This is a genomic window from Pseudomonas sp. PICF6 (genome assembly GCF_009831705.1).
GTDB lineage: Bacteria > Pseudomonadota > Gammaproteobacteria > Pseudomonadales > Pseudomonadaceae > Aquipseudomonas > Aquipseudomonas rhizophila.
The window spans coordinates 112,182-133,588 of sequence record NZ_WUUD01000002.1 but is presented as its reverse complement, the minus strand read 5'-3'; the positions used below and the strand labels follow the sequence as shown (position 1 = coordinate 133,588).

The window sequence follows — 21,407 nt, the reverse complement described above, 5'->3', positions numbered from 1 at the left end:
GGAGAGCTACATGGAGAGCAACATGAGTGCACCTGTCGTCATCGTCGGTACGGGCCTTGCCGGTTACAACCTGGCCCGGGAGTTTCGCAAACTCGACAGCGAAACTCCGCTGCTGCTGATCAGCGCCGATGACGGTCGCTCCTACTCCAAGCCCATGCTCTCCACAGGCTTTGGCAAAAACAAAGACGCCGACGGCCTGAGCATGGCCGAGCCGGGCGCCATGGCCGAGCAACTGAACGCCGAAGTGCGCACCCACACCCGCATCAGCGGCATCGATCCGGGCCACAAACGCTTGTGGATCGGCGAAGAAACGGTGAACTACCGCGACCTGATCCTGGCCTGGGGCGCAGAAACCGTGCGCGTGCCGGTGCAGGGTGATGCCTCGGACCTGATCTTCCCCATCAACGATCTGGAAGACTACGCACGCTTTCGCGCAGCTGCTGCCGGCAAGCGCCGGGTACTCTTGCTCGGTGCCGGGCTGATTGGCTGCGAATTCGCCAACGACCTGATCCTGGGCGGTTACGAAGTGCAACTGGTCGCGCCGTGCGAGCAAGTCATGCCGACCCTGCTGCACCCTGCGGCCGCTGCGGCGGTACAGGCCGGGCTGGAAAGCCTCGGCGCGCGTTTCCACCTGGGGCCGGTGCTCAATCGCCTGCAACGGGTGGCCGACGGGCTGGAGGCGCACCTGTCCGACGGCCAGGTGATCGCCTGCGACCTGGTGGTCTCGGCCATCGGCCTGCGCCCCCGCATCGACCTGGCCGCCGCTGCCGGCTTGGTGGTCAATCGCGGCGTGGTGGTCGACCGCCACCTGAAAACCTCCCACGCCAACATCTACGCCCTGGGCGACTGCGCCGAGGTCGACGGCCTGAACCTGCTGTACGTCATGCCGCTGATGAGCTGCGCCCGCGCCCTGGCCCAAACCCTGGCCGGCAACCCGACCGCCGTGCGCTACGGTGCCATGCCAATTACCGTGAAAACCCCGGTGTGCCCACTCGTGGTTTCGCCACCACCGCGGGGCAGCGAAGGCGTGTGGAGCGTCGAAGGGCAGGGCAGTGACATCAAGGCCCTGTGCCGCGACGCCAACGGCAACCTGCTGGGTTACGCCCTGACCGGCGCGGCGGTGATGGAAAAACTGGCACTGAACAAAGAGCTTCCAGCGCTGCTGGCGTAAATGCCGGTCCTTCTGTCGTAAATACCCTGCTTTCGGCGCGACAAAGGCCGCCCTGACACTGGCGCCGCCTGCGGCCCCGTGCCATCCTCACTCCCGTCTGCCGCAGAGTAGAGCCTGCGGCGCCTTAGGGGCTGTTTCCATGAGTACAGCCCAGACATAACAACAAAAAAACCGTCAAAAGGGGCTTCATTCATGCGTAAACCAGAACTCGCCGCCGCCATCGCGGAAAAGGCTGACCTCACTAAAGAGCAAGCCAACCGCGTCCTCAACGCCGTTCTCGAAGAAATCACCGGCGCCCTGCACCGCAAGGACAGCGTCACCCTGGTAGGCTTCGGCACCTTCCTGCAGCGCCACCGCGGCGCGCGTACCGGCAAAAACCCACAGACCGGTGAGCCGGTGAAGATCAAGGCCAGCAACACCGTCGCCTTCAAGCCGGGCAAAATGTTGAAGGCCAGCGTCAATCCATAATCGCCGCGGGTTCCCCGGTTAGGGGGCAAGCGGTAGAAAAAAAGGGCATGCCGATTGAGTCGGATGCCCTTTTTTTATGGCTTTTTCCCGAACGTCGAAGGCCCCAAACCGCCAATGTGGGAGCGAGCCTGCTCGCGATGGCCGCCTGTTGGTTGGGCGAGGGGATTTATCCCCGCTCGGCGGCGCAACCCAGATTAACGCCCGTATACCTTCTGCAACTGCGCCTCTGTCAGCGCATCCTCGAACGGCACCGGCACTGATTTCACCGCGCCGTAGAGGTTGCGATAACGCCAGTAACTGCCGTTGTGGGCCAGTTGATAACCGCGCTCGACCACGCGCTGACCATCGAGCACATAACGCAAGGTTTCCTGGGCGGCTGGCGGTGGGGTCGGCAGCATCAGGTCGGTGGTCAGCACGCGCATCGATTCGTCGATGCACTCGTCCAGCACCGCCGTGACTTGCGTCAGATCCAGGCTGCCATCATCAATGCAGCGGCTGCCGCAACGCCGAATCGGCTGGCTGGTGACTTCGATGCGCATGCGGTACAGCGCCGAACCGGCAATATCCTGGACCTGCACCTGATTGATCAGCACGAAACTGCCGCGATCGGGGGTGAGCATCAGTTTAGGTTCGACCAGTAGGCGCGCGGTCACGGGCCCCATTCCCTGCTTGAGGCCGGCCGCCAGCGAAGCCTGCTGGAAACGCTGTTGCAGACGTTCCTGCAACGGCACGCCCGCCAACAGATCGGCCAGCGGGCGCGACTCCTTGGCGGCAGCGTTTTCCGCATCCCGCTGCAAGCTGCCGCTGCCCATCTGGGTATTGATCAGGCTGGCGACCAGCAAACCGGCAAGCCCGGCGGTGTTGCCGGAACTGGCGATCAGATTATGGCTCGACGACGCGGCCTGCTGCGCGGCCTTGGCGTCGACCACAGTGCTGGCCCCCACGAACGCCGGCGGCAGTTGTACATCCACCTTGACCCCATGGGCCTGGACGTAAGTCACCGCCTCTTGCGACTTGAAACCGGCCGGCGGCGCAGGCTTCTGCGCGCAACCGGCCAGCACCAGCAGGGCCAGCGTGGCGGCCGCTAACAGCGCCCGTTTCATTGTTGTTCGAACGGGGTGATCATTTGCTGGCGGCTGGTATCCATCGCCTGATAGAACGCGTTGGTCAGATTGGCGTAGTTGGGCTCGTCCCACTCACCCTGAGCGGCCTGCACGACGGCAAAAGGTTTGAACCACAGCAGCTTGTTGTCGGCCAGATCAACCACCATGCCTTGCCCGCCCACCTGCGCCATCGGCACGCTGGTCGGCACGACGCTGTAATAGCTGCGAGTGGCGCCGGTAGCCAGAATGTTGACCAACAACAGGCGATCCACCCCGTAAGTCGCCTTGAGCGGCGTCAGGTCGCGGACCGTGTAGCCTTCGCGGAAACTGACTTCCTTATAGACCTTTAGATCCACCGGCTCGTCGATTCGTTTGGCCTTGTAACCCTTGGCCTGCAACTTGGCGACGATGGCGTCCGGCAGCGTGTTGAGGTCCTTGACTTGCCATTTCTCGACATTGTCGCTGAGCGTGCTGTTAACGCCCTTGTTGATAGCTAAATCCAGAAGGCCCTGGTTACCGGTCAGCGCCAGCACAGGCTCCGGCACCACAGTAATCGCCACGCCGATAGTCGGCTCCTTGGCGTCCCAGAATTGATGATCCAGCGGTACTGGCGGTTGAACGTGGGCACAGCCGGTGAGGGTGAGGCAGGCGAGTAACGTCAGTGCAGCGAGGGTGCGGAAGGTGTGAAAAGACATGCATCAAGTCCTTATGATTTAAAAACGATGCTGCCTGTGTCGGCAGCATCGGGCGGAACAATAGTGGCAGATTGATATATTTTTTCAGCTGGGCTACAGCTAGGAGTGGGAAGTGACTTCGTCACCCTGCGGAAATTCAGAGTCTGCAGCGCCAGCCAGAGTTCTTGAGTCAAATGATCGAATCAACATCCAGTGTGTAATGTTTACCGACGGAGTACCCGTGCGCACCGCTTATTAATTCGATATCAACCTCCTCAGTCGGCTCCATTGCCAGTTGCTCGGCGACCCTGTTCTGCGGATGTTCGTGCCAGCGGGCTAAACTTTGCGCCAATCGTTCGGGATGCTCGGACAAACTTCCATAAACGTCTTTTTCGTTGACTGACGCCGTACGCAGTGTGGCTAGACGAGCGCGGGTGGTTTGGATCTTGTCTATCTCGCGGGCGAGTGCAATGTTAACGGGCCTTTCGCTACGCCTATTTGGTGCCGAGCGTCTCGTCTGGTGACGGTTTTCGTCGCGTAACTGCTGGGTAATCCGTTCCAGCGCACTACCTATCCATTCATATTCGAGCTTTGTCACTAGGCTGTCTCCAGTAGCCTGCGCTTGCTGCCAGCGGCGCAAGGTCGCCCAACAAGCGGGGATATAGCTGGGGATCATGAAATGGTTTCTAACGTCGAAGAGTTGAGATAGGAATGAAGGACGATCCGGCAAGCCGCGCTTATGGTGAAGGGCTATTTCGCAGGCGGCGTGTTGAGTAATGGTGTCGCAACTGGGTGTCCAGAGAATCGAGGACTTCTCCCCGCGACCGAGTTCAACCGGCAAGAAATGTCGCAAGATACCGTGGTGTTCGTAGGCCTCGCCCGTCCAGTTCGTGATGCCTGCCACGAACATTGAAAGGCCGAGCGGCACGTTGGCGAACATCAGTGCCGTGCCGACGCCATACACACCTGTTCTGGTGTTCATCCAACTGCCGGGTAAGCTGGGTACCGGGTCGTTGTGGTTGACCATGCGATAGTGCAACAGGGGGCCGGCGTTTTTAATGAACGTGGAATCGGCGGCGCGGGGTGCGCCGTAGGTGTAGAGCTGGATGCTGTAGCTTTCATGTCTGCAACGCAGCATCTCGGAAAGTAATAACGCCACTGCGCCTCCCAGGCTGTGGCCGCAGATCAGCAGTTTTTGCCCTGCGTAGAATCGGTCCAGATAACTCGTCACGAAGGTCGCGGCATGTTTAGCGGCCCGATAGAAACCTCGATGCACATGGCCCGCACCTTCTTCAAAAGGTACTTGGAGTGCATCGGCGTCGCGCAGGCCGTCGGCGAATTGCTGGGTTCCACGCACTGCGATCAGGATCAATTCGTCGTTGTGGGTGATGAAGGCTTGGGTGTCCGTGCTGTCTTGCTCGTCGGTGTCGTCGAAAAAATGAATGTTGGCGGGATGTTCCTGATGTACGCCTGACTCTGGATCGTTGGCCGCGTAAAGAGTTGGGTCGAACGGGACGATCTCCAGGCGCTTGGAGTAGGGCACGTCCTCGTACAGAGGGTAGAAGTAAGGTTCTGTTTGCTCTGGGTTGAGCTTCCAGATCTCTTCAAATTTGGCCAAAGCATCCGCGAACCAATGACCCACGCTTGGCTGTTGGTTGAAACTTACCGGTGTTTCTATCGGCGATTTGTCAGGTGTCTGGCCGAAGGGGCAATAGGTCAGGGTCGACATGAGCGCCAGTTGGTATAAGTTGAGCGCGCAGAACTCGGGTGCGGTGGACAGCATGGGCCGCAAGGCCCGCAGTGGGCGTACCTCCAGCACGGTGTGCCTTTGGGGCATCAAGGCCACCCCGAACTTGCCATGTTCTCCCATGAGTCTCGCAGGCCCCGTGCCGGGTGGGTAGTGACGGTTCACCTCTGGTGGCAGATGCGTGGAATGTTGGACCAAGTGGCGCACTTCCACTTGGAAAAATTCATCAGCGCAGGTTTGCGCGGGTTTTTCTCGGGGGCGGGAGGTGTTGCTGTTCAGGCAGCGTGTTTGTTCGGCGCGAACTTGCAGTTCGGTAATTTTGAGGGGGTAATGCTTCCTGCTAATCAGTTCGTTGTACCCTGCATCGTTGCCTTGATAGAGTTCAGTGAACGCAAGGGCAATAGGCCCCGCACAATGGTTGGCCACTTTCCCTACCCCGTCAGTGTCTAGCTGGCCGTGATATTCAAGCCCTTCTGCATCAGTCGCGGTATAGGCCAACCCGGCATACGGTTCGCCTGAACCGAACTCGTCAGTGAGTTGAAAAGTGGTCCACTTGCCTTGTCGAGGGCAAGAAACCATTCGTCCATTTAAAGAAGACATTATTTCCTTATTTGAAACTGCCATTGAGTCCTTTCCTTATTCGATGCATCCGGGATAGACGGAGCAGATACGGCCGTCAATCATTTGAAATGTGCTGAAGTCTTTAAAGTTTCCGAGACAGAAAGCGTGTTGATCTTCAAAGCCCTTGCCCATACAGCGTTTATATCCATTTTTGAACTTCACCCATTTACCGGTGAAGTAGGGTTCCTCCTCCGGCGCCAGGGAAATTTTCATCTTCACGGTCTTGCCTGGTAGCTGTTCGAGGGCGTACGCAGTGAAGGGACGCCCGTGTCCAGGTTCGCCGAGTGGGTTGGTTTTTTTACAATCGAGGATTTTTCTGAGAATGCGAGGCTTTCCTGAGGTACGAAATAACCATTGGCATTGACCATAAAAGCGGCTTTCTCCCGCTTCGTTGAAAGTCCCCTTATATGTGTTTTCCAACTCATCACGAATAACGACGTTGGCCGTGTCATGACTGACATCGCTCCAGTCTTGGCCGTAGGCGGAGTTGATTTTGAGTTTGATGCGGTTGATCACCAGCGGACATCCCTTACGGGTGGTTCGAATAGTGATCCGGGAGTCAGGTGTATATTCCTTTCGCCACTCTCTGTTAAACACGAGGGCTTTGTTGTCCCTTTTCTCGACGGTGCAGCTCTCACCCCTGGCGGGGGAGTAGTACACCGCCGCAACGTAGGCAAAGTCGGGCGGCAAGTCAGCGGTAAAGATGAAGGTATTCACCTGTTCCTGGGCGCAACCCGTCGTTATCGCCAGGCATAAGCCAAGGTTCATCATCCGCAGGTGATTGTTCATTGCGGCGCGTCCCCTTGCCAAACCTGCGCCGCCAAGCGCACTCGTTCAAAGTGTTCGTCGGGGGTTTCGCCAGGACGCGCATGCCAGTGTTGCGCCAGCTTCTGGGTGAAGGCTTGCAGGCTTTGGGTGAGCAAAAACTCCAGGGGGGCGGGCGCCAGCCAATTCCATGCCTCGGCCTGATCAAGCGTGGCGCGCAACCATATCTGCGGATCCTGTTGTTCGGCGAGCTGAGCGTAGGCCTGAAGATGCTCGGCCAACAAAAAACGGTGGGCGTTGATCAGGCGAGTTTTCATCGCTTGCTGTTGAGCAACTGGTAGCTGTAGCCAAAGAGGAAAGTCTGGCACCGCAATAGTGCCTGGCGCCGGGTTATCCGTGCATTCCCAACAGGCGCCCTGCCAATAGCACACGCTGATCGCCGGCCCGAGGTAGCCCGGATAGGCCTCAACGGGCAGATGCCTGAGAGCCTTGGCCAATACTCGATTGTCCTGAAAGCGATACAGCGCCTGATGCGGGCGATCTCCGATGATCAACCGTTTGCGCCAGTGTTCCACAAACATGGGCATGTGCCCTTTGGGAACGCTGGCAAACCACCCCCAGTCACTGTCCGGGCGCATGAGCAACTCGTTGATATTTTTGTCGCCGGGATCGACGGTGAAGACAAACGGCCCGGCATCACAGAGGTCTGCGACCACCGTTTGCCCATAGACACTGAGGTACTGGTGAGGGCGGCTGTTCTTCAGCAATGTCTGGCGTATCTGGCGCTCATTTTCGGAGTCCAGAACGAGACACAAGGTGTGGCCGAGACTCTGGTGTGTGAGTAACCATTGATAAGGGCGTGAATGAGTCATGCAGCGGCTTCCATTGGGCAGATACCCTCCCGGCAGGCCTCGCAGATAGGGCAAAAGTCGGACCCTAAGGCTTTACTGGCCGCCATCAGGGCGCGTTGAGTAGGCGCAAACAGCGGGAGCTGATCCGGTAACGTTGCCAGGGGAGGCGCTAATCCGGGCTTGAATGACGGGGCGGTTGCACCGGACAGTGGTGATCCACCGATCTGGATTTCACTGCTGCTATGGATACCGCTGTGGTCGATCACCAGTTGTTGGCCCCCGGCATTCAAACTGAGGGTTGCGCCTGCCTGGAGAACCACATGGGCGCCTGCCTTGATATGTACTTGCTGTCCGGCCTCAACGACCAGTGTCTGTTCAACGCTCGTGTGACGGTTGGCGACACGCAGATAGTCGTTGCCTCCAATCTGGGTTACGCGATCGGCAGCCGTGGTTCGATACTCACCGGCTTGCAGTACAGTGGTGCTGTTGCCCTTGATAATCTCTCGTCGTTCGTTGCCAACCTCCAGACGACTGTCGTTCTCAACCTTCTGCTCCATGTCACGCTGGGCATGCAGGTAGACCAGCTCCTGACCCACGCGGTCTTCCAGATGCAACTCATTGAAGCCCTTGTTGCCTGGCGAGCTGCGAGAGCGAAACACCGTGCGGGTCTTGTGTGCAGGGAGCGGGTAGGGCAAAGGGTTGACGCTGTTGGTCAGGCATCCACTGATCAAGGGTTTGTCGGGGTCGCCCTCCATAAAGGTCACCAGCACCTCCATGCCCACCCTTGGAATCGTGACACTTCCGTAGCCGTTGCCGGCCCAACTGGACGCAACTCGTAACCAACAACTGCTACGGTCATTGAGATGACCCGCGCGATCCCAGAAAAACCTGACCTTGACGCGACCATAGGGGTCGCAATGGATGTCTTCGCCTTCAGGACCAGTGACTATGGCGGTCTGGCTGCCCGATATGTGTGGTTTCTGATGAACCCGCTGCGAACGGTAGGTTGCATCCCAAGGTGTGGCAATGAAACGATTGCGGTAGCTCTGATAGAAGTCGCCTTCATTCGCGGAGGGGGTGTAGGTGAGGTTTTCTTCCAGCACTTGCGGTTGCCTGCCTTGATGATGCACTTCGGTCAGCAGCCAAAGATCATTCCATTCCTGGCGAGGGTGCCCACTCAATGCCAGGAAGTGTCCCGTCGCCAGCTCCGGTTGATTACTTTTGCCTTCAGCCTGGCGGTAGTCGGCACGATGCCGTTCCAAGGCTCGTTGACTGAGTAACCTGCCGCGTTTGTCCTGAGCAAAATCGGCGGGGTAATCGTAGTCTTCCAAGTCTGGCCAGATGCTGTCGCTGTCTGGCTGACAGCCGTTCTCCAAAGGAAATGCCGCCTTCCTGAAATCGTAATTACGACGAGTGACCCTGCTGGGTCGTATCTCCAATCGCAGATCAAAACGCTGGATAACCGGTTCGTCGTTAACCAAGTCCCTTTCGTGCCTATAAACAATGGACCGTTTCAGTCGGCGAAACACCGTTTGATCATCGCCAAATACCAAGCGATGGTCCGATGCACTGTGTTGGAAGTGATAATGCAAGCCTTCTTCGTGACACAGACGCTCAATGAAATTTAAGTCAGACTCGTGGTACTGCACGCAGTAATCACGTGGCGGATAGTTGGAGTTTAATTGAAAGCGATGAGCGTCGGCGAGAATGCCATGTTCTTTTAAGATTAATGAGATGATTTGCGGGACATTGATGTGTTGGAAAATTCGTTGATTAGTACGGTGCTGCAAATAAGCCAGTCGTGGAGCCAACCTGATCGTGTAATGAGCCAGACGCTCACCGAACTCACGTTGTACAACGCGATAAATTAGTCCATGTACACCGCGGCCCTGTTTGTTTAATACAAGAAATGCCCGTTTATTTAATAAGCTTTCAAGGTCCATGTTCTTTCGTTCGCTGACGAGGTCAATATCGAAAGAATAAGCCGTACTAATGGCTTCATAACCATTGAAGGCCAAGACCTGTAGATCATGGTCGAGGTCAGGAATCGAGAGGTGAAAATTGGGTAACTCAATAGTGGAGTGCATCAGTTCATCCTTGGGTAATGGCTTCGGCTCCTTATTCCATTGAAGCAGCCCCCGATGCCCGACAAGGTCTGAAGCTTAAAAAAAGAAAAGGATGTAGGAATTTTCTCCGAGATAAATGCATCGGCGTCCAGAAATTATTTGAAGTAACTTAAAATTGACTGGATGGCGTATTTCAGTAGGCAGATGCGGCAGTGGAGGGAAAAATTCTGATCATTCGATTTGTTATTATTCTCTTGCGAAAGGAGAAAAATCCTACTTTTTTATGTTCCGTATTTTGGCATTCTTGGCGGCATCCGAGTGATTGGAGAGCGATGTAATATTTTGTGTTGAAGGGGCTCGATTGTATGGGGTGAAAACCCTACGAGTGACATCGAATGCTGACCTTAAATAATCATGCTGTCCTAACTACTTTGCCTCCCTAACTGAATTCCCTGAATCGAGAAGTGAATGCCGTATTCCGGAAAACTGCCCGCCCATTATCTGGCTCTCGCCGAGTCTCCTGTGTCTGCAGAGAGTTTCGCCGGTGCGGACGTGCGTTTTTCTAATGAATACGAAGCGTTGGAAAGCGAGCTGGGTAAATCCCAGTCGATGCATCAGGGCGGTCAGGTCGATTGGCTGAAAGTACTTGAACAAAGTGAAGCCCTGTTGCGAACCCAGTCGAAGGATCTGCGCGTAGCCGTCTGGCTGACATGGGCGTTGTATCAGCGTGAGTCTCTACAGGGGTTGCTTGCCGGCCTTTGTGTCCTGCAATACCTGTGTAAAAACCATTGGTCCGAGATCTACCCGGCCAAGGCCCGAACCCGCGCCGCGAGCATCAATTGGCTGGTGCCTCGCCTGGAGCAGGCGATAGGGGATGACATCGCGATTAGGGACCAACTGGCGTTGTTCCGACATCTGGTGGAGCAACTGGAAGGCCTTGACGCCGCTTGCACCGCTCACTTGGGCGAGGAAGCGCCGTTGTTGTTGCCGCTGTGCCGGCGACTCAGAAATATGATCCGGCGCGTTTCTGAAAATCGACCGCAATCCGGCGTGGTTGGGGATGTAGCGGTTCAGGTGGAGCAGGCAGCAACACAGTTGCTCGCAGTCGGTGTCGTGATAGAGAACGAAAAAGAGGCCCAAAAGGCCCTGCGAGTACAGCAGGACGGCGCTCGTATGTTGTGCACCTGGTGGCTCAAACAGAAAGCGACCGACGTTCGCGCTCTTCGCCTGAATCGCACGCTAATTTGGCTGCCCATCGACGCTTTACCCGAGCGCAACGCTGAGCAGATTACGTCGCTGCGCGGGCTGCCTACGGACAAACTCAAAAGTTATCAGGACAATCTCCAACAAGGCCATTTTGCGGATTTGTTGTTGGAGATCGAAGGTAGCCTGGCGAAGTCCCCGTTTTGGCTCGACGGCCAGCGACTCGCGTGGGAGTGCCTGCAAGGCCTGAACGCTGAGCAGGCCATGCGTGAAGTGGAAGTCCAATTCGCATTGTTCATTCAACGGCTAGCGGGGATTATCGATCTTCGTTGGCATGACGGCGCGCCGTTCGCCGATCCGGCTACCCGAGCCTGGATTGCTGCCCAGGTCATGCCTCATCTACAAAACCACACCCCGCAGCCCAAAGCTGATGTCACCGGCAATCAGATGCTTTGGGAGCTGGCTCTGGAAGAGGCTCAGTTGGTCCAGCGTCAGGGGGGCCTGAAATCCGCCATCCAGATGCTCAAACAAGGTATGCAAAACGCTTACGGTGCGCGCGAGCGGTTCTGCTGGCGTTTTGCGATGGCTCGTTTGTGCTTCTCGGCCAGGAAATACGAACTTGCCAAGGTCCAGCTTGAAGCCCTCGATCAGACGCTACAGAACGCGGACTTGAATGCCTGGGAGCCCGATCTCGTGTTGCAGGTGCTGCATCTGTTGCACAACTGCTGTGAGCTGCTGCCCCAAAACCATGCAGTGCGCGAGCGCAAGGAAGAGACCTACCGCAGGTTGTGTCACCTCGACCTCGAACGGGTCATTGAATAGGCCTCCAGGCCTCAATCGTTAGGAGAAAGTCATGGCCAAAGAAGGCTCGGTCGCCCCAAAGGAACGCATCAACGTCACCTTCAAACCCGCTACCGGCGGAGCTCAGGAAGAGATCGAGTTGCCGCTGAAGTTGTTGGCAATCGGTGATTACACCCACCGCAAGGACGAACGCAAAGTCGAGGATCGCAAACCGATCAGTATCGACAAGATGACCTTCGACGAGGTGCTGGCCAAACAAGAGTTGAACCTGACGCTGAGCGTGCCAAATCGTTTGCAGACCGAGAGTGGGACAGAAGAGCTGTCCATGCATTTGCGCGTCAATTCGATGAAGGACTTCAACCCGGCCAACCTGGTCGATCAAGTGCCTGAGCTGCGGAGGCTGATGGAGTTGCGCGACGCGCTGATGGCCCTCAAAGGCCCCTTGGGCAACGCACCTGCGTTCCGCAAAGCCATTGAAGGCGTACTCGCCGACGACGAATCGCGTGCACGTGTACTGGGTGAGCTGGGCCTGAGCGCCTAAGCCCAGCAAGCCTGAGTCCCTATCAGTCAAGGAAACCTCCACTATGAGCACCCGAGCAGCGCAGCAAAAGAACAGTGAATACGGCGGATACAGCATTCTCGACAGTATCATCGCCGAAACCCGCCTGACCCCGGATGACGAAGCCTACGACATCGCCAAGCGTGGTGTGTCGGCGTTCATCGAAGAACTGCTCAAGCCGCAAAACAGTGGTGAGCCGGTCAAGAAAGTCATGGTTGACCGCATGATCGCCGAGATCGATGCCAAGTTAAGCCAGCAGATGGACGAGATTCTTCATCACCCGGCGTTCCAGGCGCTGGAGTCGGCGTGGCGCGGTTTGCAGTTGCTGGTCGAGCGCACCAACTTCCGTGAGAACATCAAAATCGAGATCCTCAACGTTTCCAAGAATGATCTGTTGGACGATTTCGAAGATTCGCCGGAGGTGATGCAGTCGGGGTTGTACAAGCACATCTATACCGCGGAGTACGGCCAGTTCGGTGGCCAGCCGGTGGGCGCAATCATCGCCAACTACTACATGTCCCCGAGCTCACCAGACGTGAAGTTGATGCAGCACGTGTCCAGCGTCGCTAGCATGTCCCATGCGCCGTTCATTGCTGCCGCCGGCCCAAGGTTCTTCGGTCTGGAAAGCTTCTCCGGCTTGCCGGACCTGAAGGATCTGAAAGACCACTTTGAAGGTCCGCAATTCGCTAAGTGGCAGAGCTTCCGTCAGTCGGAAGACGCTCGCTACATCGGCCTGACCGTGCCGCGCTTCCTGCTGCGCAACCCATACGACCCGGAAGAAAACCCGGTCAAGTCATTTGTGTACAAGGAGACCGTAGCCAATAGCCACGAGCACTACCTGTGGGGTAACACTGCGTACGCATTCGGCACTCGCCTGACCGACAGTTTTGCCAAGTTCCGCTGGTGCCCGAACATCGTGGGCCCTCAAAGTGGAGGGGCGGTCGAGGATCTGCCGCTGCACCACTTCGAAAGCATGGGAGAAATTGAAACCAAGATTCCCACCGAGGTGCTGGTTTCCGACCGCCGCGAATACGAGTTGGCGGAGGAGGGCTTCATTTCCCTGACCATGCGCAAAGGGAGCGATAACGCCGCATTCTTCTCCGCCAGCTCCGTGCAGAAGCCCAAGTACTTCGGGATCAGCGCCGAGGACAAGCATGCAGAACTCAACTACAAGCTCGGCACCCAACTACCGTACATGATGATCGTCAACCGCTTGGCTCACTACTTGAAAGTGTTGCAGCGCGAGCAACTCGGCTCGTGGAAAGAGCGCACCGATCTTGAGCTGGAACTGAACAAGTGGATCCGCCAGTACGTCGCCGACCAGGAAAACCCAAGCGCCGAGGTTCGTGGTCGTCGTCCACTGCGTGCTGCCCAGATCACTGTCAGCGATGTGGACGGCGAGCCGGGCTGGTATCGCGTCAGCTTGAATGTGCGCCCGCACTTTAAATACATGGGGGCCGATTTCACCCTCTCGTTGGTTGGCAAATTGGATAAGGCATAAGCGGGCGTCGTCTATGGCTGGGTACGGCAGTCTTTTCGAGCGCTTGAACGGCGATGTCGAAAAACGTTCAGGTTTGAGTCGCGATGTCTGCGTCATGGCTTCTGTGGCTGCACATCTGGCCAAGATGCTCAGCACCCGTGCGGGTAGCGTGCAGACGTCTCCCGATTATGGATTGCCGGATCTCAATAACATGCGCTTGAGCCCGCACGATGCCCGGAGCCAAGCCCGCAAGGCGATCAAGGCGCTCATCGAGTCCTACGAGCCACGTCTCAGTAGTGTTTGTGTCGCGTCAGTGCCAAGTAGCGCTGATCAGCTCCGGCTGTCCTTCAATATCGACGCTTTGTTGGTTATGGACGGTGACAAGCAGCAAGTGAGTTTTACCGCGTGCCTGGACGGTCGCGGCCAAATCAAGGTCAGCCAAGGATAGCTATCGATGTCGTTCAACCATTACTACCAGAGCGAGCTGACCGCACTTCGCCAACTGGGTAGGCGTTTTGCAGAGCGAAACCCGGCATTGGCGCCATTCCTGGGGCACGCCGGGCGTGACCCGGACGTGGAGCGGTTGTTGGAAGGGTTCGCCTTTCTGACAGGGCGCTTGCGCCAGAAACTCGATGACGAACTGCCTGAACTGAGCCATTCGCTGATGCACCTGTTGTGGCCAAACTACATGCGGCCCTTACCGGGGTTCAGCATAGTGCAGTTCGATCCGCTCCAGCGATCCGGCCCTGCCATTCGGGTGGCGCGTGACACGTCGGTCGAGAGCAAGCCGGTCCAGGAGGTACGCTGCCGTTTTCGTACCTGTTACCCGACCGAAGTGCTGCCGCTAGACCTTACCGGGTTGAGTTACTCGATGCAGGGCGATGGTTCGCTATTGAGCCTGCGTCTGGAGATGGGGTGCGAGGGGCATTTGGGTGAGTTGCAACTGAGCAGTCTGCGTCTGCACCTCGCCGGCGAGCGTTATATCAGCCAGATGCTTTACCTCAACCTGTTGCGCAACCTCAAAAGCATCGAGCTGATCCCGCTGAATGGCGCTGGCATGCCTTTGACCATTGCAGATGGCTCGCCCCTAACCTTCAGGATCGGTGCCGACCGTGTCCAGCCAGTAGGGTTTGCCGAAGAAGAGGCCCTGATTCCCTATCCGCTTAATACCTTTCGCGGCTATCGTTACCTGCAGGAATATTTTGCCTTCCAGGACAAGTTCCTGTTCGTCGATGTCCACGGGCTGGACGTTCTCAGCGCGTTACCGCAAGAGACCCTCAAGCAGATGCGCGGCCTGGATCTGCGCTTCGATATTGGCAAGTGCGGTGTCCAGCAGCTGCGTCCGACGCTGGATAACGTGAGGCTTTATTGCACACCTATCGTCAATCTGTTCACCCATGATGCGCAGCCGATCCGTCTGGATGGCAAACAGGACGAGTACCTGCTTCTGCCAGCCAATTATGACCGGGAGCACTGCGGTGTGTTTTCTGTCGAAAGTGTCATCGGCTGGAACCCCGGCGGTTTGGGTTATCAGCCCTATGTGCCGTTCGAGTCGTTTGAACACGACTCAAGCTTCGAAGCGCCCCATCACCGCCCCTATTACAGTGTCCGCCAGCGTCTGTCCTTACTGCACGGCGGCCTAGACACCTGCCTGGGCTTTGATGTTCGGCACGCTCAGCCCCATGAGACCCTGTCGATCGAGCTGATGTGCACCAACCGGAATCTGCCGCAGCAACTGCGTGTGGGTGACATCGACCAACCCGGTGAAGGCAGCCCTGAATCGTTGAGCTTTCGCAACATCAGCCCGGTGACTCCGAGTTTCGCCCCCCCGCTCAACCGCGACTTCCTCTGGAAGTTGGTCAGCAACATGTCACTCAACTATCTGTCGCTGGCGGACGTGAACGCCCTCAAGGTGATTCTCGAAACCTACGATTTCCCGCGTTATTACGACGAGCAGACAGAGAAGGTCAGTAGGCGTCTGCTGGACGGACTCAAGTCAATCAGGCATCAGCACGTCGATCGCCTGCACCGGGGGTTGCCGGTTCGTGGCTTGCGCACCGAACTGACCATCGACCCGCAAGGGTATATCGGCGAAGGCGACTTGTTCGTTTTTGCCTCGGTCCTTAACGAGTTTTTCTCGCTATACGCCAGCCTCAATTCGTACCACGAACTGCGGGTGAGCAGCACTCAGGGAGAGGTGTATCAATGGACACCCCGCATGGGCCAGCAGCCGCTTCTATAAGCGCGCTGACGCAAGGGATACGTGAGTACTCGCTGTTTCAGGCCGTGCTGCTGGTCATTGATCGGCTGCGTGAGGTCTGCCCGTTCTTGAACGATGAGGAACTCTATGAGCGTCTGGAGTTTCAGGCGAATCCAAGCCTGGGATTCCCTGCGAGTGACATCGATCGTGTGGAGTTTTTTGAGGAGCATGGGCAGGTACGGGCTCGTTTGTGTCTGAATCTGATCGGCTTGGTGGGTACAGGCTCGCCGCTACCGGCGTTCTATGGTGAGCAGGCCCTCGGAGAGGACGGGAACGGTAATCCGACTCGCCAGTTCCTTGATCTGTTTCATCATCGACTTCATCGGCTGATGCTGCCGATCTGGCGTAAATACCGCTATTGCGCCAGTTTTCAGAGCGGTGCCGACGATCCATTTTCCGAGCAATTGTTTGCGTTGATCGGCTTGGGCGGCGAAGAAATCCGCAAGTCCACTCAATTGAACTGGAACCGTTTGTTGCCGTATCTGGGCCTGCTGAGTCTGCGGGTTCATTCGGCGGCGTTGATTGAAGCCGTACTGCGTTACTACTTCAAGCACGCCGAGATGAACATCGAGCAGTGTGTTGAACGCTGTGTGGACATCCCGGATGAGCAACGCAATCGTCTTGGAAGTTCCAATAGCCTGCTGAGCGCAGACCTGGTCCTGGGGGAGCAGGTTCGTGATCGCAGCGGCAAGTTCCGGATCCATATCCACGAACTGGATTGGCAACGTTTCCATGAATTTCTGCCCATCGGAGTCGGTTATCAGCCGTTGTGCTCGCTGGTGCGTTTCACCCTGCGTGCCCCCCTTGAATATGACATTCGCCTGGTCCTGCACCAGCGAGAGATACGTGAACTGCGTATCGGTGAAGGGAATACCTGTCGCCTCGGCTGGACCAGCTGGATGGGGCAAGAACACGCCGATGGTGTAGTGACCCTGGGCAGTAAAATTCATTTGGAATGGATGACATGATCAACGTAGATCTACAGCAACTTATTCAGGCGTTGGACGCCGATACGCGCAGAGACTTGGAGCGTTCTGCCGAGCGCTGCGCGTCTCGTGGTGCCAATAAAGTCCTGGTGGAAGATTTGTTGCTGGGCTTGTTGGAGCACCCGCAGGGTCTGCTCGCGCATGCCTTGCTGGATGCCCGGATAAGCGCCAGCGAACTGAGCGCCGCCCTGCAACCGCGGATTGAACACGGCGCTTCCCATAACCCGGTATTCGCACCTGAGTTGGTGCAATGGCTACAAGATGCATTGCGAGTGGCCGATCTCGAACTGGGGCAAAGCCAGGTCGGGCAAGCCGCTTTGATCCTGGCAATGCTGCGTAATCTGGATCGTTACGCAGACAGCCCTTATCAGGCATTGCTCGCTCGGATGAACGCCGGGCGCTTAAAGGCGCTGGTCTTGTCGCGAGGAGCCCAACCGGGTACGAATCAATTGATCGCACCAGACGATTCCCTACTGCAGCGCTTCACTCAAAACCTGACCCAGCAGGCACGCGACGGCCATCTCGACCCTGTGCTTTGCCGGGATGACGAGATCAGGCAAATGATCGATATCCTGGTTCGTCGCCGCAAGAACAATCCGATCGTGGTCGGCGAAGCGGGAGTGGGCAAAACTGCCATTGTCGAAGGACTGGCCTTGCGCATTGCCGGCGGGGAAGTGCCGTCTGTACTCGAAGCCGTTGAAGTGCTGTCGCTGGATATGGGGTTGCTGCAGGCCGGAGCCAGCATCAAGGGCGAATTTGAGCGACGCCTCAAAGGTGTGATCGACGGGATCAAAACTTCACCTAAGCCTATCATCCTGTTCATCGACGAGGCTCATACGCTGATCGGCGCGGGCGGTAACGCTGGCGGCTCCGATGCGGCCAACCTGCTCAAGCCAGCCCTGGCTCGAGGTGAGCTTTGCACCATAGCGGCTACCACCTGGACTGAATACAAGAAATATTTTGAGAAAGATCCGGCTCTGGCCCGGCGTTTCCAGCCCGTGCGAGTGAACGAACCTACCGTCGGTGACGCAGTGACGATTTTGCGGGGGCTGGCTAGGGTTTATGAGGCCAGTCACGGTATTTACCTGCGAGATGATGCGGTGGTCGCTGCAGCACACTTGTCGGCCCGCTACCTGGCCGGCCGTCAACTGCCGGACAAGGCTGTCGATGTGTTGGACACTGCCTGCGCCCGAGTGCGCATCAGCTTGGCTACTGCGCCGCAAAGCCTTGAACGATTGCGGGGTGAATTGGCCGAAGGCGAGCGGCAGCGCCAGGCGTTGCGACGTGACGCAGAGGCTGGCCTGTCGATTGATATCCCACAACTGGCGGCCCTGGAGGCACGTCTGGTTGCTGTTCAAGACGAGTGTCAGGTGCTGGAAACTCGCTGGACGGAGCAACGAACACTGGCCGAACACCTCCTGTCGTTGCGTCAACAATTGGCCAGTACGCGCTCAGCGGCAATGGATCCAGCACTGAGTGTCGAAACCCTGGAAGTGTCGTTGCACGAGACCCACAGCGCGTTGATGGCTGCGCAGGTTCACGAGCGCCTGATCAGTTTCGAGGTTTGCCCGCGACTGGTAGCCGAGGTAATCAGCTCCTGGACGGGTATTCCGTTGGCGCAACTGGCAAGGGAGCACAATGCAAGAGTCGCCAGTTTCTCTGCGGACTTGCGCGCTCGCATTCGCGGTCAGGAGCAGGCAGTGCAGGCACTTGATCGCGCAATGCGCGCTGCCGCTGCTGGCCTGAACAAACCCGACGCCCCGGTGGGCGTATTTCTGCTGGTGGGACCGAGCGGGGTCGGAAAGACTGAAACGGCGCTGGCCATGGCCGACCTGCTGTACGGGGGCAGTCGCTTCATTACCACGCTCAATATGGCCGAGTTCCAGGACAAACATACCGTCTCGCGGCTGATCGGCGCGCCACCGGGTTATGTCGGTTTTGGCGAGGGCGGCATGCTTACGGAGGCAGTGCGGCAAAAGCCCTATTCAGTGCTGCTGCTTGATGAGGTCGAAAAAGCTGACCCGGATGTGCTGAACCTGTTCTACCAGATATTCGACAAAGGTCTGGCAAATGACGGGGAAGGGCGAGAGATTGATTTTCGTAACACCCTGATTCTGCTGACGTCGAACCTGGCCAGCGAACTCATCAGTGATCTGTGCGAAAACGGCGTGCAACCGAGTGTCGAACACCTCGAAACAACCATTCGCCCGATACTCAGTAAACATTTCAAACCGGCACTGCTTTCGCGCATGTGTGTGGTGCCGTACTACCCGGTAAGCGGGCCGGTACTGCGCGAGCTGGTGGAGATCAAATTGGATCGCTTGGGAGAGAGGCTGCTTCGTCGGCAGTTGGGGTTCAGTTATTGCGGGCGCCTCGTTGATCAATTCGTCGAGCGCTGTACCCGCAGCGACAGTGGCGCGCGGCTGATTGACCATTTGCTTGACCGACAACTAATGCCGCTGGTTGCCGACCGCTTGCTCGCGGCCATGGCGGGTGGTGAACAACTGCGACACGTACACGCCACGCTCACCGGTGAAGCAAGCGTAACTTGCGAGTTCACTTGATGGGCACGATGTTCAAGCAGGTTGCGCAACAGCTGGCCTGCGCTGAAGCCCTTCTGGCGCAGTTTTCCCGCCTGTCGCGGGCGGTGGATGATGCTGCATTGTCGGCCGATTTCATCCTGGGTGTGGCGAGTCTCAGTGGCTGCGAATTGGCGCAGTTGTACGTGTTTGACGCTACTCACTCTCGCCTGGAAATGCACACCGAATGCCTGGAAGGCCAGTTGCAGTTTCGTGAGCGCAGCAGCGTCCCTTCCGATTACAGCAGTGAGCAACTGTTGCAGTTCGCCTTGGATCAGAATCGCGTGGTGTGTCTTGGCACATTGAGTGGCAGCCTGCACAAAATAAGTTTTCTGCCGACGCGGGCAGCACCGTGGCAGTCGCTGCTCTGCGTGCCTCTCGTCAATCAGCAGGAAACCGTAGAAGGTCTGTTGTTATGCGCTAGCGATCGGCATATGGACCTGCATGGGTTTGCCGAGCCTCTGGGGGACCTTGGGGCGTTCGCCCTCAACCGGATGCATCAGTTACAGCGTGTGCCTCGTCCAACCCGGCCCGTCCCCACAAGCTTGCCCAGCGTAGATGGCTCTGGCCTGGTCGGCAACAGCGCGGCAATGCGCCAGACCTGGTCATTGATCAGCAAAGTCCTGCACAGCCCTTACACCGTCCTGCTGTGTGGTGAGACCGGCACAGGCAAGGAAGTGGTGGCTCGGGCGATCCACGATTGCGGTGGACGGCGTTCCAAGGCGTTCATCGTCCAGAACTGCGCGGCAGTTCCCGAACATTTGCTGGAGAGCGAGCTGTTCGGCTATCGCAAGGGGGCTTTCACCGGGGCTGATCGGGACCGCCCAGGGCTGTTCGATGCGGCCAACGGAGGCACTCTGCTGCTCGATGAAATTGGCGACATGCCGTTGTCCCTTCAGGCCAAGCTGCTGCGGGTGTTGCAGGAGGGAGAGGTCCGTCCGCTGGGGTCCAACGACACCCACACAATCGATGTGCGCATCATTGCCGCTACGCATCGCAACCTGAAGCAGTTGATGGAGGAGGGAAAGTTCCGCGAGGACCTGTATTACCGCCTTGCTCAGTTTCCGATCCAGTTGCCGGCGTTGCGTCAGCGCGACGGAGACATCCTTGAGCTGGCGCGGCATTTCGCCGACAAGGCTTGCACGTTCTTGCGACGAGATCCGGTGCGCTGGTCCGACGCGGCGCTGGGCCACTTGGCTGCGTATGGTTTTCCCGGAAATATCCGGGAACTCAAGGCCATGGTGGAAAGAGCCGTGCTGCTGTGTGAGGGCGCAGAACTATTGGTCGAACATTTTGCTTTGCACATCGAAACTCCTCCAGACCAAGACCACTTAAGTCTGCGTGAGCGGATGAGGCAGATCGAACGTAAGTTGCTGATCGATTGCCTTCGCAAAAACGCCGGTAACCAGACGCTTTCCGCCCGCGAACTCGGCTTGCCGCTGCGCACACTGCTGTATCGCCTTGGGCGCCTGAAGATCTGTCGCAGGGACTTCGATGAATGACCCTCGCTCTTGTTCACTCATACCTATCCCTGTCTGCTCCTTTCACTTCTGGAGACTTTTTTCCATGTCTGTCTATTCCCGGCAAACCGTCCTGCTGACCCTGGCGGTGTTACTTGGCCTCGGCGGTTGCAGCGGCAATTACAAATTCAATGACAGCAGTTATCGCCCACTGGGCGATCCGCAGGCGGCCAATCGCGGCAAATAACCGCAAGGAGCTCATCAATGGAACTTGTTTTCGAAATATTGAACGCCAGGCAGTTTGTCGCGGTGCAGTCGTGTCAGAAGACTTTCGGACCGGCCGGCGGCGTGATCGGGCGGGGCGAGAGCTGCGACTGGGTTATTCCCGACCGTCAGCGATTCCTGTCCAAGCGTCATGCACAGATCAGTTTCCATGAAGGTGTGTTTTTTCTCACCGACATCAGTGGCAACGGCGTGACCGACAGTGAAAGTGGTGTGCGCCTGCCCAAGGACGAGCCGGTACGTATCAAGGACGGTAAAGCCTACCTTCTGGGCGATTTCGAAATTCGAGCCCGGTTGATATCCGGCCCTGCGAGCAGCCGTGCTGAACCCC

The 21,407-nt window shown here is 57.4% G+C and carries 17 protein-coding genes and 1 pseudogene; 12 read left to right on the top strand and 6 right to left on the bottom strand.

All coding sequences use genetic code 11. From position 1 onward, the window contains the following. The first annotated feature begins 22 nt into the window (after nucleotides 1-22). Nucleotides 23-1,171 carry an NAD(P)/FAD-dependent oxidoreductase gene (locus GSM73_RS01675; protein ID WP_047226792.1) on the top strand — a complete coding sequence of 383 codons (1,149 nt, stop codon included), beginning with the start codon at nucleotides 23-25 and terminating at the stop codon, nucleotides 1,169-1,171. Between the two features lie 192 nt (nucleotides 1,172-1,363). Then, the gene (locus GSM73_RS01670) at nucleotides 1,364-1,639 is read left to right on the top strand and encodes an HU family DNA-binding protein (protein ID WP_047226733.1); all 276 of its coding nucleotides are present in this window, start codon (nucleotides 1,364-1,366) and stop codon (nucleotides 1,637-1,639) included. Nucleotides 1,640-1,833: 194 nt separating this feature from the next. Here the strand turns inward: GSM73_RS01670 and GSM73_RS01665 are convergent, their stop codons facing one another. The 6 genes from GSM73_RS01665 to GSM73_RS01640 all read right to left on the bottom strand — a co-directional run bounded on the left by GSM73_RS01665 (nucleotide 1,834) and on the right by GSM73_RS01640 (nucleotide 9,487). Then, nucleotides 1,834-2,742 (bottom strand): hypothetical protein, encoded by a 909-nt coding sequence (locus GSM73_RS01665; protein WP_160891398.1) that lies wholly within the window; start codon nucleotides 2,740-2,742, stop codon nucleotides 1,834-1,836. After that, nucleotides 2,739-3,437: a hypothetical protein gene (locus tag GSM73_RS01660; RefSeq protein ID WP_047226735.1), complete on the bottom strand. Its 699-nt coding sequence runs from the start codon at nucleotides 3,435-3,437 to the stop codon at nucleotides 2,739-2,741. Before GSM73_RS01660 ends, GSM73_RS01665 begins: the two co-directional genes overlap by 4 nt. A 169-nt stretch (nucleotides 3,438-3,606) precedes the next feature. Beyond that, nucleotides 3,607-5,787: a lipase gene (locus GSM73_RS01655; protein ID WP_047226736.1), complete on the bottom strand. Its 2,181-nt coding sequence runs from the start codon at nucleotides 5,785-5,787 to the stop codon at nucleotides 3,607-3,609. A 12-nt stretch (nucleotides 5,788-5,799) separates the two neighbouring features. Next, a complete protein-coding gene (locus tag GSM73_RS01650) occupies nucleotides 5,800-6,573 on the bottom strand; it encodes a hypothetical protein (protein WP_047226737.1) in 774 nt (257 codons plus the stop codon). Beyond that, entirely contained in the window at nucleotides 6,570-7,421 is an 852-nt protein-coding gene (locus tag GSM73_RS01645) for a DUF4123 domain-containing protein (RefSeq protein ID WP_047226738.1), read from the bottom strand. The genes GSM73_RS01650 and GSM73_RS01645 overlap by 4 nt, the downstream gene beginning before the upstream one ends. Further along, a complete protein-coding gene (locus GSM73_RS01640; RefSeq protein WP_160891396.1) occupies nucleotides 7,418-9,487 on the bottom strand; it encodes a type VI secretion system tip protein VgrG in 2,070 nt (689 codons plus the stop codon). The genes GSM73_RS01645 and GSM73_RS01640 overlap by 4 nt, the downstream gene beginning before the upstream one ends. A 447-nt stretch (nucleotides 9,488-9,934) precedes the next feature. Between GSM73_RS01640 and tssA the strand changes: the two genes are divergently transcribed. The 10 genes and pseudogenes from tssA to tagH all read left to right on the top strand — a co-directional run. After that, complete coding sequence (tssA, locus tag GSM73_RS01635; RefSeq protein ID WP_160891394.1) at nucleotides 9,935-11,491, top strand: type VI secretion system protein TssA; 1,557 nt, start codon at nucleotides 9,935-9,937, stop codon at nucleotides 11,489-11,491. Between the two features lie 31 nt (nucleotides 11,492-11,522). After that, the gene (tssB, locus tag GSM73_RS01630) at nucleotides 11,523-12,011 is read left to right on the top strand and encodes a type VI secretion system contractile sheath small subunit (protein ID WP_047226741.1); all 489 of its coding nucleotides are present in this window, start codon (nucleotides 11,523-11,525) and stop codon (nucleotides 12,009-12,011) included. Nucleotides 12,012-12,054: 43 nt separating this feature from the next. Continuing rightward, entirely contained in the window at nucleotides 12,055-13,530 is a 1,476-nt protein-coding gene (tssC, locus tag GSM73_RS01625; protein ID WP_047226742.1) for a type VI secretion system contractile sheath large subunit, read from the top strand. Nucleotides 13,531-13,543: 13 nt separating this feature from the next. Beyond that, nucleotides 13,544-13,957 carry a type VI secretion system baseplate subunit TssE gene (tssE, locus tag GSM73_RS01620; protein ID WP_047226743.1) on the top strand — a complete coding sequence of 138 codons (414 nt, stop codon included), beginning with the start codon at nucleotides 13,544-13,546 and terminating at the stop codon, nucleotides 13,955-13,957. A gap of 6 nt (nucleotides 13,958-13,963) precedes the next feature. After that, entirely contained in the window at nucleotides 13,964-15,751 is a 1,788-nt protein-coding gene (tssF, locus tag GSM73_RS01615; protein WP_160891392.1) for a type VI secretion system baseplate subunit TssF, read from the top strand. Then, a complete protein-coding gene (gene tssG / locus GSM73_RS01610) occupies nucleotides 15,715-16,737 on the top strand; it encodes a type VI secretion system baseplate subunit TssG (protein ID WP_047226745.1) in 1,023 nt (340 codons plus the stop codon). The genes tssF and tssG overlap by 37 nt, the downstream gene beginning before the upstream one ends. Further along, nucleotides 16,734-19,319 (top strand): type VI secretion system ATPase TssH, encoded by a 2,586-nt coding sequence (gene tssH / locus GSM73_RS01605; RefSeq protein WP_160891391.1) that lies wholly within the window; start codon nucleotides 16,734-16,736, stop codon nucleotides 19,317-19,319. The genes tssG and tssH overlap by 4 nt, the downstream gene beginning before the upstream one ends. An 8-nt stretch (nucleotides 19,320-19,327) precedes the next feature. Further along, a complete protein-coding gene (locus GSM73_RS01600; RefSeq protein WP_160891390.1) occupies nucleotides 19,328-20,836 on the top strand; it encodes a sigma-54-dependent Fis family transcriptional regulator in 1,509 nt (502 codons plus the stop codon). Nucleotides 20,837-20,900: 64 nt separating this feature from the next. Then, the gene (locus GSM73_RS01595) at nucleotides 20,901-21,041 is read left to right on the top strand and encodes a hypothetical protein (protein WP_047226747.1); all 141 of its coding nucleotides are present in this window, start codon (nucleotides 20,901-20,903) and stop codon (nucleotides 21,039-21,041) included. A 17-nt stretch (nucleotides 21,042-21,058) separates the two neighbouring features. After that, nucleotides 21,059-21,407: pseudogene (gene tagH / locus GSM73_RS26655) on the top strand (type VI secretion system-associated FHA domain protein TagH); the annotation flags it as partial.

Coding starts and splice junctions, on each gene's coding strand:
- tssB (WP_047226741.1), top strand. CDS start 11,523: ATGGCCAAAGAAGGCTCGGTCGCCCCAAAGGAACGCATCAACGTCACC.
- tssG (WP_047226745.1), top strand. CDS start 15,715: ATGGACACCCCGCATGGGCCAGCAGCCGCTTCTATAAGCGCGCTGACG.
- tssF (WP_160891392.1), top strand. CDS start 13,964: ATGTCGTTCAACCATTACTACCAGAGCGAGCTGACCGCACTTCGCCAA.
- GSM73_RS01665 (WP_160891398.1), bottom strand. CDS start 2,742: ATGAAACGGGCGCTGTTAGCGGCCGCCACGCTGGCCCTGCTGGTGCTG.
- GSM73_RS01600 (WP_160891390.1), top strand. CDS start 19,328: ATGTTCAAGCAGGTTGCGCAACAGCTGGCCTGCGCTGAAGCCCTTCTG.
- tssH (WP_160891391.1), top strand. CDS start 16,734: ATGATCAACGTAGATCTACAGCAACTTATTCAGGCGTTGGACGCCGAT.
- GSM73_RS01660 (WP_047226735.1), bottom strand. CDS start 3,437: ATGTCTTTTCACACCTTCCGCACCCTCGCTGCACTGACGTTACTCGCC.
- GSM73_RS01645 (WP_047226738.1), bottom strand. CDS start 7,421: ATGACTCATTCACGCCCTTATCAATGGTTACTCACACACCAGAGTCTC.
- GSM73_RS01650 (WP_047226737.1), bottom strand. CDS start 6,573: ATGAACAATCACCTGCGGATGATGAACCTTGGCTTATGCCTGGCGATA.
- GSM73_RS01640 (WP_160891396.1), bottom strand. CDS start 9,487: ATGCACTCCACTATTGAGTTACCCAATTTTCACCTCTCGATTCCTGAC.
- GSM73_RS01670 (WP_047226733.1), top strand. CDS start 1,364: ATGCGTAAACCAGAACTCGCCGCCGCCATCGCGGAAAAGGCTGACCTC.
- tssC (WP_047226742.1), top strand. CDS start 12,055: ATGAGCACCCGAGCAGCGCAGCAAAAGAACAGTGAATACGGCGGATAC.
- GSM73_RS01655 (WP_047226736.1), bottom strand. CDS start 5,787: ATGGCAGTTTCAAATAAGGAAATAATGTCTTCTTTAAATGGACGAATG.
- GSM73_RS01675 (WP_047226792.1), top strand. CDS start 23: ATGAGTGCACCTGTCGTCATCGTCGGTACGGGCCTTGCCGGTTACAAC.
- GSM73_RS01595 (WP_047226747.1), top strand. CDS start 20,901: ATGTCTGTCTATTCCCGGCAAACCGTCCTGCTGACCCTGGCGGTGTTA.
- tssE (WP_047226743.1), top strand. CDS start 13,544: ATGGCTGGGTACGGCAGTCTTTTCGAGCGCTTGAACGGCGATGTCGAA.
- tssA (WP_160891394.1), top strand. CDS start 9,935: ATGCCGTATTCCGGAAAACTGCCCGCCCATTATCTGGCTCTCGCCGAG.